This window comes from Alishewanella tabrizica (assembly GCF_014652375.1).
GTDB classification, from domain to species: domain Bacteria; phylum Pseudomonadota; class Gammaproteobacteria; order Enterobacterales; family Alteromonadaceae; genus Alishewanella; species Alishewanella tabrizica.
In genome coordinates this window covers 235,606-253,713 of record NZ_BMYR01000006.1, presented here as the reverse complement: position 1 = coordinate 253,713, position 18,108 = coordinate 235,606, and the positions used below count along the sequence as shown (strand labels likewise).

The 18,108-nt window shown below is 43.1% G+C and carries 18 protein-coding genes; 12 read left to right on the top strand and 6 right to left on the bottom strand.

The genetic code is table 11. The features are described 5' to 3' along the window. Positions 1 to 64: 64 nt before the first annotated feature. The 11 genes from IE070_RS08900 to IE070_RS08850 all read left to right on the top strand — a co-directional run bounded on the left by IE070_RS08900 (position 65) and on the right by IE070_RS08850 (position 10,571). Positions 65 to 619, top strand: coding sequence for a sigma-70 family RNA polymerase sigma factor (locus IE070_RS08900; RefSeq protein WP_189482588.1), 555 nt, complete (start codon positions 65 to 67; stop codon positions 617 to 619). Continuing rightward, positions 616 to 1,293, top strand: a complete 678-nt coding sequence (locus tag IE070_RS08895) for an anti-sigma factor (protein ID WP_189482586.1) — start codon at positions 616 to 618, stop codon at positions 1,291 to 1,293. Before IE070_RS08900 ends, IE070_RS08895 begins: the two co-directional genes overlap by 4 nt. Before the next feature lie 130 nt (positions 1,294 to 1,423). Next, the gene (locus IE070_RS08890; protein ID WP_189482583.1) at positions 1,424 to 3,004 is read left to right on the top strand and encodes a DUF4331 domain-containing protein; all 1,581 of its coding nucleotides are present in this window, start codon (positions 1,424 to 1,426) and stop codon (positions 3,002 to 3,004) included. A gap of 10 nt (positions 3,005 to 3,014) precedes the next feature. Beyond that, on the top strand, positions 3,015 to 3,488 hold the full coding sequence (locus IE070_RS08885; protein WP_189482581.1) for an Ig-like domain-containing protein: 474 nt from the start codon (positions 3,015 to 3,017) through the stop codon (positions 3,486 to 3,488). Between the two features lie 48 nt (positions 3,489 to 3,536). Beyond that, the gene (locus tag IE070_RS08880) at positions 3,537 to 4,604 is read left to right on the top strand and encodes a tetratricopeptide repeat protein (RefSeq protein ID WP_189482579.1); all 1,068 of its coding nucleotides are present in this window, start codon (positions 3,537 to 3,539) and stop codon (positions 4,602 to 4,604) included. Between the two features lie 2 nt (positions 4,605 to 4,606). Then, complete coding sequence (locus IE070_RS08875; RefSeq protein WP_189482577.1) at positions 4,607 to 5,116, top strand: hypothetical protein; 510 nt, start codon at positions 4,607 to 4,609, stop codon at positions 5,114 to 5,116. Between the two features lie 2 nt (positions 5,117 to 5,118). Continuing rightward, positions 5,119 to 7,167, top strand: a complete 2,049-nt coding sequence (locus IE070_RS08870; RefSeq protein WP_189482575.1) for a TonB-dependent receptor — start codon at positions 5,119 to 5,121, stop codon at positions 7,165 to 7,167. Between the two features lie 147 nt (positions 7,168 to 7,314). Next, entirely contained in the window at positions 7,315 to 7,737 is a 423-nt protein-coding gene (locus IE070_RS08865) for a response regulator (protein ID WP_308428930.1), read from the top strand. Positions 7,738 to 7,804: 67 nt separating this feature from the next. Then, on the top strand, positions 7,805 to 8,614 hold the full coding sequence (locus tag IE070_RS08860) for a putative bifunctional diguanylate cyclase/phosphodiesterase (protein ID WP_229796998.1): 810 nt from the start codon (positions 7,805 to 7,807) through the stop codon (positions 8,612 to 8,614). A 174-nt stretch (positions 8,615 to 8,788) separates the two neighbouring features. Continuing rightward, positions 8,789 to 9,181, top strand: coding sequence for an Hpt domain-containing protein (locus tag IE070_RS08855; protein ID WP_189482571.1), 393 nt, complete (start codon positions 8,789 to 8,791; stop codon positions 9,179 to 9,181). After that, on the top strand, positions 9,174 to 10,571 hold the full coding sequence (locus tag IE070_RS08850) for a sigma-54-dependent transcriptional regulator (protein ID WP_189482569.1): 1,398 nt from the start codon (positions 9,174 to 9,176) through the stop codon (positions 10,569 to 10,571). The genes IE070_RS08855 and IE070_RS08850 overlap by 8 nt, the downstream gene beginning before the upstream one ends. A gap of 105 nt (positions 10,572 to 10,676) precedes the next feature. Here IE070_RS08850 and IE070_RS08845 read toward each other — a convergent pair whose 3' ends face one another. The 5 genes from IE070_RS08845 to IE070_RS08825 form a co-directional block, all read right to left on the bottom strand. Beyond that, on the bottom strand, positions 10,677 to 11,600 hold the full coding sequence (locus IE070_RS08845; RefSeq protein ID WP_189482567.1) for a spore coat protein U domain-containing protein: 924 nt from the start codon (positions 11,598 to 11,600) through the stop codon (positions 10,677 to 10,679). 1 nt (position 11,601) lies between these two features. Further along, complete coding sequence (locus IE070_RS08840) at positions 11,602 to 13,884, bottom strand: fimbria/pilus outer membrane usher protein (RefSeq protein WP_189482565.1); 2,283 nt, start codon at positions 13,882 to 13,884, stop codon at positions 11,602 to 11,604. Between the two features lie 2 nt (positions 13,885 to 13,886). Beyond that, positions 13,887 to 14,621 (bottom strand): fimbrial biogenesis chaperone, encoded by a 735-nt coding sequence (locus IE070_RS08835; RefSeq protein WP_189482563.1) that lies wholly within the window; start codon positions 14,619 to 14,621, stop codon positions 13,887 to 13,889. An 11-nt stretch (positions 14,622 to 14,632) separates the two neighbouring features. Continuing rightward, positions 14,633 to 15,139 carry a Csu type fimbrial protein gene (locus IE070_RS08830; RefSeq protein WP_189482561.1) on the bottom strand — a complete coding sequence of 169 codons (507 nt, stop codon included), beginning with the start codon at positions 15,137 to 15,139 and terminating at the stop codon, positions 14,633 to 14,635. Positions 15,140 to 15,204: 65 nt separating this feature from the next. Then, positions 15,205 to 15,735 (bottom strand): Csu type fimbrial protein, encoded by a 531-nt coding sequence (locus tag IE070_RS08825; protein WP_189482559.1) that lies wholly within the window; start codon positions 15,733 to 15,735, stop codon positions 15,205 to 15,207. Between the two features lie 442 nt (positions 15,736 to 16,177). Here IE070_RS08825 and IE070_RS08820 point away from each other — a divergent pair, with 442 nt between their 5' ends. After that, a complete protein-coding gene (locus IE070_RS08820; protein ID WP_189482557.1) occupies positions 16,178 to 16,348 on the top strand; it encodes a hypothetical protein in 171 nt (56 codons plus the stop codon). A gap of 201 nt (positions 16,349 to 16,549) precedes the next feature. On the opposite strand, the gene IE070_RS08815 is transcribed toward IE070_RS08820, so the two are convergent. Then, a complete protein-coding gene (locus IE070_RS08815; RefSeq protein ID WP_189482555.1) occupies positions 16,550 to 18,004 on the bottom strand; it encodes a histidine-type phosphatase in 1,455 nt (484 codons plus the stop codon). Between the last annotated feature and the right edge of the window lie 104 nt (positions 18,005 to 18,108).

Here is an 18,108-nt window from a genome sequence, read left to right as displayed (position 1 = left end):
ATCTAAAATTTAAGCAAGGTCGTAGTTTGGTAAACACTCATTGAGAACAGGTACTGATATCGACATGGAACAATCTCAACAACACTTATTACAACTCCTTTATGCCACCTCGCAGGGCAATAAAGAGGCCTTTGCACAACTTTATAAGGCCACGTCAGGCAAGCTGTTTTCAGTTTGTTTAAATTTATTGCGGCGCAATGATTGGGCTGAAGATGTGTTACAAGATGCGTTTGTAAAAATTTGGCACAATGCCGGCGAGTATCATGCTGACAAAGGCACCGTGATGACCTGGATGATCAGTATCACCCGTTATCGCGCCTTAGATTTGTTAAAGTCGCGCCGGGTTAAACTGGAACAAACTGATAGCGAAGCGCAAATTAACGAATACGTAGCACCCGAAATCCCAACGGGGGAGCAATTAGGCTTAGTGCGCGAAAAAGTAAAATTGGATGATTGCATGTCTGTGCTTAGCGAAGATCATCGCAACTCGATCCAATTAGCGTATTTCAACGGGCTAAGCCATCAAGAAATCACCGCACACACAGGTACCGCTTTAGGCTCAGTGAAAAGCTGGATCCGTCGAGGCTTAGTGCAATTAAAAAGGTGCCTTGAATCATGAGATATGACAACCAAGAGCTTCTGGATAACTTAGCCGTTGAGTATATTCTTGGTACCCTGCAAGGGGCGGCGAGAAAACGCTTTCAAAAACTGTTAATTAGCTCTAACCATGCCAGAAAAACACTTTGGCTTTGGGAACAATATTTAAACCCACTTGCGGAAAGCTTACCTGAAACCGAACCTAATTCTGCGGTGTGGCATGGCATCCAAAAACGTCTAGGTTGGCTTGATGATACGGTTGTCGCGTTTAGCCCTAAGAAGCCTAAACTGCCTTGGTTTATTGCTGCTGCGGCGTCGGTCTTACTGTTTGTCATGCTTTACTTACCTCAAACATCAACGCCGGCGTTCCAAGAGGTAGCCGTTATTCAAAGCACAGACGCCAAAGCTTGGTGGTTAATTAACAAAACCGGCGATATGTTGCAGGTAAAAGCGTTAGCGGCTATTACTCCCAAACAAGACAATGATTATCAGCTATGGATGTTACCCACTGATGGTAGCCCACCGATCTCGTTAGGCCTGTTACCACAATCAAGCCAGACTAACTTACAAATACCTGCAGCGGCCAACAATATTACCATTGCAGCTATAGCAGTAAGCCTTGAGCCTAAAGGCGGCTCACCTTTATCTATTCCATCTGGGGAGGTGCTATTTGTTGCTGAAATCATCACGCTTTGATGATCATTCGCACGTGAAAACCTCGTTACGGACTTAAATTTAAAATTTTTTATTTATTTTAAAAATAACTGCATCCAATAAATAGACTGAGTCGTTTCTTGGATGCAACTTAATCCAGAGGATAATTAAAATGACATTTACCAAAACCGCAATTGCTATCACTGTTGCCTTAGGCACATTAACCGTGCTGAATACCACGCAAGCGTCAAGCCACCGTGAAGCACCAAATATCACTAAAAACCCTACTGTAGATGCAACAGACTTTTACTTATTTACTAGTTATGAAAGTAATCGTGGCAATTATGTCACCATGATTGCTAACTATATCCCGCTACAAGATGCTTACGGTGGGCCAAATTATTTCGCGATGGACTCTGATGCCGTGTACAGCATCCATGTCGATAATACCGGCGATGCCATGCCCGATATAAGTTTCAATTTTCGTTTTACCAACACCTTAGCCAACGACAATATGGGCGTTAAGCTACCCATTGGTCCTGCGGGTAACCAGCGCATGGTTGCGGTGCCACTGAAAAATGTGGGCGGTATTAGTGCTGAGAGCTCTGCCGCGTTAAATTTTATTGAAAACTATACTGTTGAATTAAAGACCGGTAGCAGCAGCGCCATGCTGACACCCAATGGTGGTGGCAGCTTTACCAAGCCTTATGACAATGTTGGTGAGAAAACGTTTGGTGATGCGCAAGGCTACGCGGCTTACGCCGACCAATATATTTACAGCGCTGCAATTCCCAACTGTAACTGGCCTGCCCGCATTTTTGTGGGACAACGCAAAGATCCCTTCGTCGTTAATCTGGGGGAAACCTTTGACTTAGTGAATTATGTGCCTGTAGAAGGTGACAGCGCGCCAGGCGCAAATGATGGTGGTGGTTTCCCTGGCGGTATTACTCAATCAAGCGCTAACGATGATCTTAATGATAAAAATGTGACGGCTATTGCAATCGAAGTGCATAAAAATTGTTTAGTAGGTAGCGGCAACGGCGTTATCGGTGCTTGGACAACTGCAAGCTTACCGCAAGCACGTATCTTAAATCCGAATGCTCGATTTGAAAAAGCAGCCGTATCGGGTGGGGCTTTAGTTCAGGTATCGCGTTTAAGTAATCCACTGGTTAATGAGTTAGTCATTGGCCTGCCTGATAAAGATAAATTTAATAGCAGTATGCCCGCTAATGATGGTCAATTTGCCGATTATGTGACGCATCCCAGCTTACCTGCGTTGTTGAACATTTTATTTAAAGACGCAGTTAACGCCACCTTAGGCACCAACATTCCTGATTTAGCGCCCAGTAACTTCCCAAGAACAGACTTAGTGGCAGCCTTTTTGACCGGCGTAGCCGGTGTAAATCAATTAGCAACGGTTACACCGTCTGAAATGCTACGGTTAAATACCAACATTCCAGCAACACCTGCCGAAATGCAATCTGCTTTTGGTGTCGCGGGTAATGATTTAGCCGGTTTCCCAAATGGTCGCCGTCCAGGTGATGATGTTGTGGATATCGCGTTACGCGTAGTGATGGGTGCGCTGTGTCATGACATTCCTGTAGCCGGTACACCGACTAACCTTGGCTTCTGTACACCTGCTGATGCACCCGTTGGCAATGTGCCGTTTACGGATGGCGCGCCACTAAATGCCAGTATGTTAAATACTTCATTCCCATACTTGTTAGCGCCGTTAGCTGGCTCACCAAACTAAGGAGCGCAAAATGAAAAAAATATGCATATTGTTGGGTGTCGTCTTACTGGCAGGATGTAACAGTTCTGATGAAAAAAATGCTTCGCCCATCTTTGGTACAAACCTTTTCGTCACTGAAACCGATGTAGTGATAAGCGATAAGGTTAGAGCAACTGATGCAAATAATGATGTCTTGACTTACAGCTTAAGTGGGCAGCCTCAAAATGGTTCTGTCAGCTTGGCAAATAATGGCAACTTTGTTTATACCCCTGCAGCGGAATTTACCGGAAATGACAGTTTTTCAGTAATGGTCAGTGATGGTGAGTTTGCCGTATTCGGAACAGTAAGCATTGACGTCAGAGTGGCTAATGTGTCTTTTCTGACTTACAGCAGAAGAGCCTTTAACCAAGCAGAAACTAGCGCACCATTAGCCATAAATGGTCGAACCTTTATACAAGATAGTAACAACACTGCAGACTATGCAGATCTGCTATCAGGAAATTAGTGAATTAAAGGTGAGAGCTTTAGCTCTCACCTTTGTTAAGGATAAATTATGTTCTCATTGATGTATTTGCTTTTATTTTTAACTCAACCAGTAGCGGTAGATAATACTAAACTCGTCAATGATGAAGTAGTGTTCACATTAAAACCTGAATTACCAACAAATCAAGAAATCGACACTCTTTTAGAAATAATGAGAACGAACCCCACAAACAACGTTCGTTTGAGATTAGCAAGCTTATATATCCAAGGATCAAAATTACCTGGTTTTGGGGATTGGTTTCATTATGCAGAATCGTTACTTATGCAATATGTACCAAGCGATACCACCTCCATAGACTACTTATTGCTATTAAGCGATATCAAGCAACAACAACATCATTTTTCAGAGTCGCTTCATTTACTAGACCAAGTTTTTCAAGCGCAACCACAACATATCCAAGCAAGTTTGATCGCCGCACGAATTCACTTGGCAATGCACAACACAGATTTGGCACAAAAATCTTGTCAGAGACTTTTATCACAAGATATTTTTCTTTTTTCAGTTTGCACGTATGAAGTGTTAGGCCGAAAAGGCGAATGGCAAACAGCTTACGAGGCATTATATGCACTGCATGCCAAATATTATGAATTAGAACCTGCGCTCGATATTTGGATAAAAGGCATCTTGTCAGAACAAGCTGAACAACTTGGACATATCAGAACCGCAATTGAATGGTTAAAACCTGTCTTGGACAAAGCACCTGCCAGCTTATGGTTAAAATGGGCAGATTTAAATTTAGATATAAGTGAGGCTGATATTGTTTATGAAACATTAAGCAATCTTAAAGTTGTTGAGTCACTTGAGGATAGCTTATTGCTAAGGCTTGCTATTGCGGAGCGGGATCTTAAACGTGGCGAACATTATCAAACGATTATCCACGATAGAATGCGTTTGAGAGTTATACGCCAAGATACTGATCATGCTGCTGACTTAGCACACTACTTTTTGAGATTAAAGTATGATCCTAAGCTCGCTTTGTATTGGGCAAAAATTAATTATCAAAGCGCAAAAGAACCCGATGACAAAAAATTGCTTGTATTGAGTGAACAGGCGTTATTAGCAATGAAATCGGAGTAAATATGAGAACATTCTTCATCAGCGTTATTATCCATTTATTTTTTGTTGCGCCCGCAGCTTACGCCCATAAATTTAGTACAGCTTACTTAGATATCTCTGAAAAAAATGCGCAAATACAGTTACTCTATAAAGTCGCTATACATGATTTAGCCAGTGCCAACTTATTATCTGAGCAAACCAATCAGATAAGCTGGAAACAGATTACCGCATCATATGAAAGTATTGCGCACTATATTGATTCCCAAGTAAAGCTGAATAGCGAAGGCACGCCCTGCGCCTTAGTGTTATTACCCGCTACAACTTGGCAGGTGCAACATATTCAACAACAACCCTATGTGCTCTTACAAATAACCGCAGATTGTTCAAATAATCCATTAGTACAATTATCTTATAACGCCTTATTCGAGACAGGCCATAGCCATAAACTCTTACTCAGCTGGAACATCAATAATCTTAAAGCTAACGCAGTCTTAGCTGAAGACGAGAGAATTTTCCCCAACGTTAAGGATTAACCATGTATAAACACTCTTTATTATGTTTAAGCGTTTGTAGCCTCGTCTCGTTCTCACACAGCCTACAGGCAGATCCATTATCATCACATGCTATTGAAAATATTCTAATTAAAGGCCGGCAGATTGACCTACTTGGCCACAGTAGTAGCGCCTCTGAAGGGGTTATCGGTAATGCCGAAATTTTAGATCGGCCTTTATTACGTACCGGTGAAATTTTAGAATTTATACCTGGCATGGTTGTTACGCAGCACAGTGGTAGCGGCAAATCTAATCAGTATTTTTTAAGAGGCTTTAATTTAGATCATGGCACCGACTTTTCCAACTTTGTCGATGGCATGCCCGTCAATATGCGTAGTCATGGCCATGGCCAAGGTTATACCGATTTAAACTTTATTATCCCCGAAACGATCAGCCAAATTGATTATCAAAAAGGCACTTATCACGCCAACAGCGGTGATTTTTCTGCCGCAGGCACAGCACGTTTTGGCCTTCAAAATACCACACGTAATGATATCTCATTAACTGTCGGACAAAATGCCTATCAGCGCTTACTAGCAAAAGGCAGCTTAAAAACACCCGAGGGCAATTTGCTTTTAGCCTCTGAGCTGCAAGGCTATGACGGTCCCTGGCAAGACATATCTGAAAATACGCGTAAAGTGAATCTGCTTAGTCGTTACAGTCAACGTCTTGAAAACGGGCAATTTGCCCTAACCGTTATGGCATATGATAACAGTTGGAATGCCGCGGATCAGGTGCCGCAACGCGCTATAAATGCCGGTGTCATTGATCGCTTGGGTTCACTGGATACCACATTAGGCGGGGAAAGCTCGCGTTACAGCGTATCGGGTAGCTGGCTTGCCGAGACGTGGCAGGCAAATGCTTATGTTATTCGTTCAGAGCTCGATTTATGGTCAAACTTTACCTACTTTTTATCTGATCCAGTTAATGGCGATCAGTTTGAGCAAACAGATTCGCGTCTTATCTATGGCGGAGAAGTCAGCCGACATTGGCATCAAGACATCGGCGGTATGGCTGCCGAGTACCTTGTAGGTGTACAAACCCGCATTGATGATATCGACGAAGTTGGCCTCTATAACACTCAAGCCCGTCAAAGATTCAATACGGTGCGTGAAGACGCGGTGCTACAACGTAGCATTGCTTTATTTAACCAAAACACCTTTGCGTTAACAGAACAATGGCTTCTGCATGTTGGCGCCCGTTATGATGTAATGCGTGCCCGCGTAGAGAGTAACGACGCGGCAAATAGCGGTAAGTCATCTGATGGTATTTTCTCGTTAAAAGGCGGGTTAAGCTATCAAATGAGCGCCAATTGGCAAACCTATTTTAATGTGGGACAAGGTTTTCACTCTAATGATGCCCGCGGCACTACAGCAACACGAGTACCGCAAACTGATGAAGCCATTGAGCCAGTAGACTTTTTAGTGCGTAGCACCGGCGCCGAACTTGGCATGCGGTATTTCGATTTTACGACCTTTAACGCCTCTGTCGCATTGTGGCACTTAGACATGGACTCGGAACTATTATATGTTGGCGATGCGGGTACCAACGAGCCTAGTCGTGCATCGCGCCGCTATGGCCTAGAGGTGGCGGCATACTATTGGTTAAATAACCGCTGGAGTTTAGACACAGAACTGGCGCTTACCCGCTCACGATTTACTGAAGATGCACCAGATGAGGGAAATTATATTGATGGTTCATTACCCATGGTGTTAAGTATGGGGCTTATTTATAAAGCCGATGACGCTTGGCAAACAAGCTTGCGTCTGCGCCATTTTGGCAAACGCACACTGGATAGTTTTAATGAACAACGTTCTGCCTCGTCTACTGTGCTAAATGGCAATTTGAAGTACACCTGGTCAAGATGGCACATTTCTCTAGATCTTTTAAATATACTCAACAGCAAAGCCAGTGATATAGAATATTTTTATGCGTCTCGATTAAACACTGAAGCGGCAGAGGGTATTGAAGATCGACATGTACATCCTATGGAACCTAGAACCTTACGTATTAGCGCAACCTATACTTTTTAACATTTTTATTGCTGCGGACAAGCCAATTAGATCCCTTGGGCTATTAAATGCGCCTTGTTTTTAATAGCCTAATAACGTATTTTTTTAGACGTTTTTTAGCCAGATGCTACTTACCTTAATGCAATTAGGTGTTATCCACTGATCAGGATGGATGTATGCAACAATCACTCGAACTGCTTGAACACGTATTCCATGCATGAGATTCGCGTACTGCTTGCTGATGATAGCGTACCCTGTAAAGCAGCTACGAAGATCATGCTTGAAAAGCTTGGTTGCATGGTGACCGCTGTTGATAACGGGAATGCAGCACTCTTGCATGCTGAGCAACATCTATTTGATCTCATTTTCCTTGATGAACAAATGCCTGGTTTAAATGGCAGTGACGTCGCGATTAAATTATGTGCAAAGGAGCAACTTAATCGTGATACGCCAAAAATCGCGCTTACCGGAATTACGGATCCAGACGAATTATCCGCCCTTTTTAAAAAAGGGATTACACATTATTTAAAGAAACCTATAACAAAACCAGCACTAGAATCTTTTCTAAACAATTGGCCAACCGTTTACTAAAACTTGGCCTATTCTATGCTCTTAAAAAGCATATCAATATTTTTTGATGCTTTCGGAGCAACACATCATGCCAACAAAACAAATTGTATTTTGTGAAAATGGTGAAGACACTGACTGGGATCGCCTTACTAAAATCATTAATCTCGCGTTAAAACACAAACATTTTAGTATGGCTTATCAACCTTTGATCTCAGTTAACACTGGCAAACTTATAGGGTTTGAATCTTTGGCACGCTGTCAATCACCGCAATTCGGCCTTATTTCACCAGCAGATTTTATTCCATGTGCCGAGCAATCTGGCCAAATCCTTGAATTAGGTCATTGGATAATTCATCAAGCATTAGTAGATCTTAAATGCATGATGAATCAGGGGCTTAGTGATATATGTCTGTCGCTAAATATTTCGCCAGTCCAATTATTACATAGCGACATTTTTGAATTGATTATGTCACTTGTGCATACTTTATCATTACCCGCTACAGCTATTAAGCTTGAACTCACTGAAACTGCATTGATTAATAACCCACAAAAAATTTCCAATGTTTTTAATGCCTTTCAACGCGAAGGGATCCAAATATGGTTAGACGATTTTGGTACGGGTTTCGCGTCATTGAGCTTATTGCGAAAATTCAATATTGATGGATTAAAAATTGATCGTAGCTTTATTGATGGCATTAACAATAATAATGATGACTTTACATTATGCAGCGCCATTATTGCTATGGCGCAACGTTTAGGTTTACAGATCATTGCTGAAGGCGTTGAAACGGAAACCCAATTACACATCCTAAGCCAACTGGGTTGTGATGTTGTACAGGGCTATTTATTGGGGAAGCCTAATACACTTAACAACAATCTTGAAATATGGGTGCCATAAACGTTGACACGCATTTGCAATTTGCTTCGCAATGTGCAAACTAAATTGATATGTTGTGTGATAACTCTTCCTAAAAATTAGCCTAACTGTACAAATTGCTTGCTCTTTACATTTTCAACTGCCGTTAAGCATTTGTGCCATAACAACGCAATAATATCCTATAAGGATAAGGCTATGATAAGTAGTAATGCATCGGTTTCCCTCCCTTTGCTTGATCAAACGGTAACTCAAGCAATAGTTGATGATTTAGGTGATGACGTCACGCACCAGCTTTTGCATTTATTTATTCAAGAGTTACAGCAATTGCTGCATAAAATCAACATAGCCACTGTTGAGCAAGATAATGCAGTAATTACGGATGCCTTACATATCCTAAAAAATTCAACCGCGCTGTACGGTGCCAGCAAATTAGCTTTTATGGCTAATGCACTGTATGAAGCTAGGTTACTAACGCCACTTCAACGATTTGAATATGCAAAAGAGCTCATGGCGATTGGCCAGCAAACGCTAGCGCTTTATCGGTTTCATTTCAAATCTCAAGGTACAAGCAAGGACAATTATGAATAAAGTAAACCACAATACCCTTGTCTATGTGGTTGAGGACAGCCTGTCAAGTGGTGCCTTATATTGCAGACAATTGGAAAAAGCCGGATTTACAACTAAACATTTTATTGATGGTTACTCTGCTTTAGCCGCAATTCAACAACACATGCCGGCTGTTATTGTACAAGACGTCAAACTTCCTGATATTAGTGGACTTGATGTACTGCAGTTTGTGAAAAAACTAAGTTCCGCGGCTCAAGTCGTAATTATTACATCAGATAGCTCCATTGATATTGCCGTTGAAGCCATGCGTTTGGGAGGCTTTGATTTTATCGAAAAACCTTTTACTGCTGAGCGTTTAGTTGCATCAGTAATTAATGCTAACAAACAAAACAAAGAAGATCAGGTAACGACTAACCATAAAACGGAAAAGCTACTTTTATCAAAAGAAAATGTAGTAGGGGAATCCCTAGCAATGCAAACGGTGTTCAGGTTATTGCATAGCGCTTCACGAAGTAAAGCCAGCGTATTTGTTACCGGTGAAAGTGGCACAGGCAAAGAGGTATGTGCGCAAACGTTGCATAATTCTGGTGCTCGCAGCCAAGGGCCATTTATTGCTATTAATTGTGCGGCTATCCCTGCAGAACTGTTCGAATCAGAGTTTTTTGGGCATGTAAAAGGGGCGTTCAGTGGTGCACTTACAGAACGCAAAGGCGCAATAGAGGTAGCCAATGGCGGCACACTTTTCTTAGATGAAATATGTGAGATGGCGTTATCGTTACAAGCTAAATTATTACGTTTTTTACAGACAGGCACGTTTTGCAAAGTTGGCAGCAATGAATTGCAACAAAGCGATGTTCGTATTATCTGTGCCACTAATCGTAACCCGTCTGCTGAGGTGGGCGAAGGCAGATTTAGAGAGGATTTATATTACCGATTGAATGTGATACCGGTAAAGCTGCCACCGCTACGTGAGCGTGGCAATGATGTACTTCTGTTAGCAAAGCATATCTTACAGAAAAAATCTGTCGAAAACGGTAAAGCGTTTCAACAATTCTCACCGGAAGTTGAGCAGTTTTTTTTAAACTATGATTGGCCTGGTAACATTCGTGAGTTGCAAAATACCATTGAAAATATTGTAGTTATGCATGATGAAGCGGTAGTTTCAATGTCAATGCTACCGAGTAATGTTGTCAAACATCAATACGATACGTTAAAGAATACGCCCGCTAATCAAACCAGTCAGAATCCCCCAAATCCTGTGCACTCGCACCGAGATATTGTGCCCTTATGGATTGTAGAAAAAAATACCATTTTATCGGCTATTGCCAGTTGCGATGGCAATATCCCCTTAGCAGCTGCGTATCTTGGCGTAAGCGCTTCAACCATTTATCGCAAAATGAAAGCATGGTAACGCTCTGACATATCACCTAGTAGAACGCTTAATATCGCTCACTAAGGTTTTAAGTTAGTTCTGACATTACCAACAAACTAGGGCGTGTTGGTCGTATTTGGTCATTTAGAATTCTACAATCACTCTGACTTGATCGCGATACACACCTGGCATCGGGAATCTGTCTTCCGCGATAGTTAACACGAGTAGCTGAAACCCTTGCACCTGACCACTGCCAAGCCCGGCAATACTATGCGCCATGCTCGGCCCAACAGCCGTATGACCATCCGTCGTCTTGATAACATAAGGAATGGCCTCGGCATTTAACACCATATTGCGCTGACCGTTTGCAAAATTATCGCCACCATCAACATAATATTGATAACTTAACTGCTTGGTACAATTAATATTTAAGGGCAAAATGGCACTGCTCACATTGCCTAGATAAGTCAAACTACCGAGCGACACATCCGTTGTTTGGATACTACAGCTACCTGTAACAGTGAGTTGTACATTGATTATTATCGTTTCACTGCCCTTATCACGGCCAATACAAATTCCCAATAAACCGATGCCGGAGCAATAATCCCATCGCCAAAATATGGCAATAGTATCGCTGTAAGTGCCTGCCGAAACATTGGCGACAGCAGTATCGAAATAGAGTGGAATGGTACCATCATCACCAAATAGCCCTAATAAATCGATAAGATTAAAAGAACCGAATTCCTTAGTACTATTGAGTACAAACGGGGTACTTCTGGCCGCATCTGTATACAATGTGTAAGGAATAGCGTCACCATTGGCATTTTGTAGTTCAAAGTTTGCCGCGACTAATGTGGCATCGATTCGACTGTAGTCAAGTAAGTTGACAAAACCACTACAGCTAAAATTAGAGCTAAAACGTGTTGATAATGTTGATGTTGCTATCTGCGATGATGAGAAGCTGCCCAAATTTTGGGTCGAGTTTCCAACCACTGTACAACCGGCCTGCAGTTTAAAGCTGATTAATGCTAAACAGACTAATGCCACTAACACGTATTTGGTAGACATGTTATTTCTCCTTTGCATCACAGACAAAAGGCCCTAATACCGGAATATCATTTGGTTTAGCAGCAAAGTTAAACGAAATAACACAAGTCAGTTTGCCGTTTTTTAAGATGACTGTATTAGTGCTTTGCAACCTCTCTAAGTACAATTCACCATCCCACCCCACAAAAAAAGGTGTATTTTCGTTATTAATTGTCGCAATGCTACCTACCGGTATAGGCCTACCATTTTTATCCTGCACAATAACTAACGCTGCATAGGTTTGATACAGTTCAAAATTAACTTTAGCGCCATGACCTGCTGCTGCCATAATCGTTACACGATCATCGACAACATTGGTGTCGAGTGGTAAAACTTTGGTATTTATACTGATATTGACAGGATTGTATGAAGCAAGACCGGTGACAAGGAACAAGCCATTACGATCTGATTCCCCGACCAATTGATTCTCTACCACCACTGGGACATTTGCTAAACCGCCAGTGGAAACAATAGCAAAGGCATCTGCGATACGATTACCCAAAAGCAAGGTATTCTCAGCCCACACTACCGCACCAGAGGCTTGGGCAAAATAACCTTTGCTGTCCCCGCGATCATAGAAACCACCGGAATATTCTGCTGCGCTACCTCTCCATCCACCGCTAACTGAATAATCACCGGTTCCGATAACTGCATTAGCTGCCCAACGCCCCCCCTGATTACCCACTCGCGCTTGATTGATAGCAACTAACGAATTTACTTTTCCAGTTGTATCCCTTTGGGTATTGGTGTTAGCTCGATAACGACTCCCCAAAGGAAACGACAGGTTTAGGCCAAAGCTGGTTGCTGATAACTCCGCGTCCCAGTTTAATGAGGCTGACAACGAAGCAACTTCAAAGGATTGACTGTAAAACACCGACAGTAATTGGCGTTTTTGCCCATCAAAAGGTTCTAAAACAAAATACCCCGCTCCCATAGAAACGCCATTATTAAACGAATAAGCGGCATTAACCTGGATCTCACGTTTATTTTGCGGCACCCATTGTGTTGTCCCAATGTCCTGATAGGTTTGCTGCTGCTGTTTATATTTAAATGCTACCCCCCAACTACGCGTTTGAAAACGATAACCGAATAAGCCTAACCATCCGCCTATTTGCTCATTTTTACCATACGCAGCTGCAAGTGATATCACCCCCACGTTGGCGAAGTTAAAGTCTGTTCCTCCACCCAAATTGTAAATATCAGCACCCACTTCAGCATGCATCCCCAAGGTCACGGCATCCGAAATGCCGTACCTGAGATCGGCAATCCCTAAGGGATCACTCGCATAATCAAAAGAGCGAATACCGAAGTTTTGTCTTAATACGCCCAAGTTAACATCATAGTCAAACACGCCTTTACGCAACAAATCAGGGGCAATATAAAACTCGACTTCCCGGCTAACGGCTTGCCCTGTAATATCCGTAGTAATAATTGTGGCCGTTGCCAGACCGGTTATGGACGGCTCACTGTCCAAAATAAAAGGCCCGGGAGCAACCTGTCCGGCAAAAAGCCTGGCACTGTTAATAAAAATTTCTACATCAGAGGGCAGCACGGCGCTGCCTACAAATTCGGGATAGGGATAACGTACAAATTGGGGATCTAACTCAAAGCGACGTGATAACTTTACTCCCGCCATTCTAACTTGACGAGCCCAGCTACTCGAACCACTCACCATGTCGCCAATTCGCAAGAAGCGCATATGTGCTTCATCATTGTATTGCCAAAAACTGTCGTAACGCACCAAACCTTGGTTAGTACTACTTTGGGACTCACTGCTAAAGTATTTGCTGTAGTTCGCTGTCGTTTCAATCATGCCAAAGTTGCCGAAACCGCGCCATTGCTGCAGTAAGTCTAATGTTTGTACACCACCACTGAAATTACGAAAATAAGTATCATAGTTTAACAACGCACCAAATGATTTAGTCGGCTGCAAACCGCTCTTGGAAAACCCAACAATACGTTGTGCCGGAAACAACGCCAATTCCGCAGTTAGGTATAACCGCTGCGTAGAAACATCGTATTCGCATTGAATTAAATTAAGCGCACAATAATCGATGCGACCGCTTAGTGCCGCTGCATAATCAGATAAACTTGTCGTGAGCAGGACATTTTCATCGCTCCAAAAATGTGTTTGTTCATACTCGAACTGCACGAGCTCTTTAACTTTAACACCATTTAAAAACACATCTAAGAATAAGGTTTCAGCAGAAAGAGGCGCGCTAAGCACAGTACTAGATAGCACCAGTAAATAGAGTAGCTTGCGCATAATTACCTCCCGTCTGCGAGGATCTCTAGCGTGACACCATTAACTTCAGCGTACAATTGCACCCCCTCTGCCAAGGGTAACTCCGGTACTGAAAACGCCGCTTCACTGCGTGCTAAAACATAACCAAGCAAACCGGCGAATACCGCGCTCTCTTTTCCTTCAGCATCAACCAGTTTGACTTTTGAGATCCTGGCATGCCCAGTTGCTTGATTTTTAAATACTAATTGTCGAGTAACTGCATCATATTTATAACTTAATAACTGCTGCCAAATCTTGGTCAACTTTTCGATATCGTCAATCCGACTGATCGATAAATCAGGGCCGCCAACGAAGAGTGGCAGCGCGTATCGCACTCTTAACACTAAGCCTTTTTCAGCAGGCTGCTCTAAGTCAGGGATCTCGTCTAGTATCACACGATAAAGTTGCTCTCTGTCGGGATGGCTAACGGGCCCAACATTGACAACTCTAACAACCTGCTGCTTTCCAGGCTGAATATTTAAGGATGACGGACTTACCACAATGTTTCTGGGCTGATTGACTTCTTCATCCCAATCCCAGGGCCTCACGCGCACCTGAATTTTAATCGCCTTATTGCTGTTATTTTGAAGCATTAGCAGTGCCGACTTTTCACCCGGCGGAATATCAATATTGACAGGAGAAATTAGAAGCTCTGCAGCATGGCTAACGCTAAACATCAGGGCCACCAAGCTAATAAAAAAAATGTGCAAAACCTTCATGATGTTTCTCCTTAAAAAACTAACAGTACTTCAATGTTGTCCCGATATTGCCCTGCAGAAGGCGTCAATGTCTGTGGAGATATTGCCCCATAAATAGGCAACCATTGTTGCTGTCCGTTAGCGGTGCCTGTAACCGCATTTGCACTATCCCAAACTAGGCTTCTAGCTGCATCTTGGAATAGCTGGTAAGGTATTAACTCATTAGTTAGTGGATTTAAAAGCTGCCTGTTGCCGCCAGTGCCATTTTGGCCATTACCCAGCTCAACTCTAAAACTAAGATTGGGGGAGCATCGCAATCCTATAGACCCATTACCGGGCGTAGATATGACATCAACGCCATTTAGCAGACTGCTGTGCTCGCCAAAATTAACTGTGCCAAAAGTATTACCACCGCTACCATTATCCAATGCACAACCCTGTGCTATGTGGATACTGATTTCGCTTACGTCTTGCGCCTGCTCCCCATACAAAAAAGCTGGCAGCACACTTAACAGAACGAATATACCTTTCCGATGCATGACATTTCTCCTCAGATCGATGAAGAGAGGTACTTGAGCAGTGCTTTAACTCAGGTACCATGACATCACCATGAAATGGTCATACGCACGGTATCGATATAATTACCTGCGGCTGGCGTAGACTGCCCAGCTAATACTCGACCATATATTGTTAAAGGTTGCGCTGCGCCAGTCCCTGTCAATGCCCTAGCCTGCGGGCCTTGTCCCCAACGTACTGAGCGTGCAGCGTCCTGATACAGTTCGTATTGCACAAAATCCAAACCGCCACGTGTAACGCGACGCTGACCTGCTTGAGCATTAACACCATCATCTAATGACACGGCATAAGCCAAATTGGTATTACAGGTAAGTTCCAATCCCCCTGCACCGCCTGATCTTGTCGATTCAGCATCAACAAACAGGGTTAAATTGCTTTGCTCACCAAAATCAACAGTACCAAACTTATTCACTCCTGCAGCGACAACACCGTTTATTGCGCAGCCTTGACCTATCTCCAGTAACACATCTACATCACCACGTAGCTCGCCTGCAGAAGCTGCAGACGTCACTACTGCAAAAACTGCACTGGTAATTAACACTAATTTGTTCGTTTTCATAAGCCACCTCAACGTTTTATAAGTCAGTTACGATAAACTCAATAGTAGTAATGCATACACAATGCCAGCAGTGAAAAACAATATATATTTTTGATTTATAACAATTAAATTAATGCCTGCAGCATATAACTGGCGGTGAGGTATTTTCTTTTGCATTTTGCAAATCAGGATTTTTTCCACAATGCAAAATCCTGATTTCGCTAACGTTCCAAGTGTGCATTTCAGGAAAGTTTAACTATTAAATCCCAGACGCTTTCTCATACCTATTCCTGCCGTGTCAGAAATAGACATGTGATCAATTATATTTCTGGCTAAATCATTATTTTTAAATAAGCTTTTTATGATGATTAATTAAAAACAATAAAATCTCTTATCAGGGCTTGACTGCAGTCTATTTTTTGCACAAATTAAGCATCCCATAATTGATACGTTTAGGTGCCACATGACCTCCCCGTTTGTATTATCTGTACATAGAAATTTCGCCCTTAAGATGAAAGAGACTGGCAGTGACGAGCAGGTTATTGCGTCGCATTTACAAGAGGTACTGCTAGAGGACGACGAAATTCATCATATACTGCAAGAGCTTACTCAACAAAACGAGCGAGCGTCTTAAGTAATCGTTTGTTTAGGAAAGTAAGAAGAGAAAAAATTGTTGGGGGAAAATCCCCCAACCTAAAACCACAAGGGTTAGTATCCAGGAAGGAGCAGCACATGAACACTACTTCTGTTACTCATGTTAATGAGGCTAGATGAACCTAACATGACAATTCAGTGGCAGTTTTATGAAGTTGTCACGTGTTAATCTACTTAAGCCTTACTTTAGCAAACAACGCTTTAACTCTGCCGTGCTGTAAAAGTACTGCGTACCAGTATAAGCTTGGCAATCAGCTTTTAAGCGCGTTTCTTGCTCATGATGCAACATACGGATTAACGTAAGATTATCGGCGTTGCGATACACGTCCCATTGCACGTTGGCCGACATAGGCGATACTTTGCCACTGCGCCACGCGCTGTTTTGATAACTGTATACCACATTCTCGGGTAACGACTCGCTCCCTCCGGCAATGCCCAAATAAGCTGCTAACGGCATTAACACTTGAGCGTGCGTAAAGCGGAATGTAGCGACATACCCGTTAGGATTTTCTGCTTTGTCCAACATATCTTGAACTAAACGTCCAGCCAGCTTGTAGGTAATATCCTCCCCCACAAACCCGGGGCCCCGCCCATAAAAGGAGTCAGCATCATCTAATTCTGCCAGCGGCAACAGATGCTCTGCCAGTAAGAAGGGACTAAAATCAAACTCACCCTCTACCGCTAAATTACTGGCAATACTGTACAGGCTATATAACACATTAGCGGCATCCACTGGATTGCGAATGGCATCATCATCATCTGGCAGCGTTAACGCAATATCGCCTTGTGTTAACTTCGCCATAAATACGGGCGAAAAAAACCGTGCTAACATCGCCTCGGCCGCTTCTTTTACGCGAGGCTGGTTTTCTAACTGCTGCATCACTGCTAGTAGACGTGGATCACTTTCACGATACCGCTCAAAGGCTTCACTGCCCTCGGCTTTATAAAAATACAATGTGGCTTCATCGGCTTTTGCTGTATCGACTAATGGACTTATATCAGGTTTGAGGGCGATTAGGCCGGCTATAAAAGCCTCTCCGCTTTGATCAGCACGTTCACGCCCCGAATGTAACACGGCGATACGCTGTTGCTGCTGCACCGCGTAACTGAATAACTGAGGATGGCGGGCAATAAGGCGTGCAGCCAGTCCCTGCTGCTCTTGTTTGCCCAAACCTGAAATAGCGCCATAATTCGTCGTTAAATGATTAGGTAAATGCGCCTGATGCAGGCGTTCGATCAGCTGCATTAGTGCCTGCCCTAACGGCGTGAGTGCTTGCTCATGATTAGCTAGCTGCAATAACTGTAACATAAGATCATCATCACCTCGGCTGGACAGATAACGTGCACCATGCCGGGCAACATGCTCTACGCTAACCAGGTTAAAGCCCTCGGGTGGCAAGCTGTATTGCTGCCAATCTTGTAAAGGCTGGTACGGTGTTTTGCTGGTGAGTAAATAAAGCGCTGTCGACACTGGCTCGGTGAGTGCTGTATTGGGCAAAGCTTGCACTGCGGATACCGCGGTTTGATGCTGAACAGTCTCTGTTGCAGCGGGTTCTGTTGCCGGTTGGCAAGCCTGTAGTAACACAAAACTACTGAGCACCGCGATAGACCGCGCACTTTTAGAATAACGTTTCATCACACTTCCTTATCCTTTATAGTATAAAGGCCGGAACAGTGTTCCGGCCTTGTCGTTTTAGCCATAATCGCTTGTGTTGTCAGTCAACACCCTTTGGATAAAAC

Bases quoted from the DNA above. Each gene is read 5' to 3' on its own strand.
- IE070_RS08885 (WP_189482581.1), top strand. From the start codon at position 3,015: ATGAAAAAAATATGCATATTGTTGGGTGTCGTCTTACTGGCAGGATGT.
- IE070_RS08840 (WP_189482565.1), bottom strand. From the start codon at position 13,884: ATGCGCAAGCTACTCTATTTACTGGTGCTATCTAGTACTGTGCTTAGC.
- IE070_RS08865 (WP_308428930.1), top strand. From the start codon at position 7,315: ATGGATGTATGCAACAATCACTCGAACTGCTTGAACACGTATTCCATG.
- IE070_RS08880 (WP_189482579.1), top strand. From the start codon at position 3,537: ATGTTCTCATTGATGTATTTGCTTTTATTTTTAACTCAACCAGTAGCG.
- IE070_RS08875 (WP_189482577.1), top strand. From the start codon at position 4,607: ATGAGAACATTCTTCATCAGCGTTATTATCCATTTATTTTTTGTTGCG.
- IE070_RS08850 (WP_189482569.1), top strand. From the start codon at position 9,174: ATGAATAAAGTAAACCACAATACCCTTGTCTATGTGGTTGAGGACAGC.
- IE070_RS08895 (WP_189482586.1), top strand. From the start codon at position 616: ATGAGATATGACAACCAAGAGCTTCTGGATAACTTAGCCGTTGAGTAT.
- IE070_RS08830 (WP_189482561.1), bottom strand. From the start codon at position 15,139: ATGCATCGGAAAGGTATATTCGTTCTGTTAAGTGTGCTGCCAGCTTTT.
- IE070_RS08900 (WP_189482588.1), top strand. From the start codon at position 65: ATGGAACAATCTCAACAACACTTATTACAACTCCTTTATGCCACCTCG.
- IE070_RS08820 (WP_189482557.1), top strand. From the start codon at position 16,178: ATGACCTCCCCGTTTGTATTATCTGTACATAGAAATTTCGCCCTTAAG.
- IE070_RS08835 (WP_189482563.1), bottom strand. From the start codon at position 14,621: ATGAAGGTTTTGCACATTTTTTTTATTAGCTTGGTGGCCCTGATGTTT.
- IE070_RS08890 (WP_189482583.1), top strand. From the start codon at position 1,424: ATGACATTTACCAAAACCGCAATTGCTATCACTGTTGCCTTAGGCACA.
- IE070_RS08855 (WP_189482571.1), top strand. From the start codon at position 8,789: ATGATAAGTAGTAATGCATCGGTTTCCCTCCCTTTGCTTGATCAAACG.
- IE070_RS08870 (WP_189482575.1), top strand. From the start codon at position 5,119: ATGTATAAACACTCTTTATTATGTTTAAGCGTTTGTAGCCTCGTCTCG.
- IE070_RS08825 (WP_189482559.1), bottom strand. From the start codon at position 15,735: ATGAAAACGAACAAATTAGTGTTAATTACCAGTGCAGTTTTTGCAGTA.
- IE070_RS08860 (WP_229796998.1), top strand. From the start codon at position 7,805: ATGCCAACAAAACAAATTGTATTTTGTGAAAATGGTGAAGACACTGAC.
- IE070_RS08815 (WP_189482555.1), bottom strand. From the start codon at position 18,004: ATGAAACGTTATTCTAAAAGTGCGCGGTCTATCGCGGTGCTCAGTAGT.
- IE070_RS08845 (WP_189482567.1), bottom strand. From the start codon at position 11,600: ATGTCTACCAAATACGTGTTAGTGGCATTAGTCTGTTTAGCATTAATC.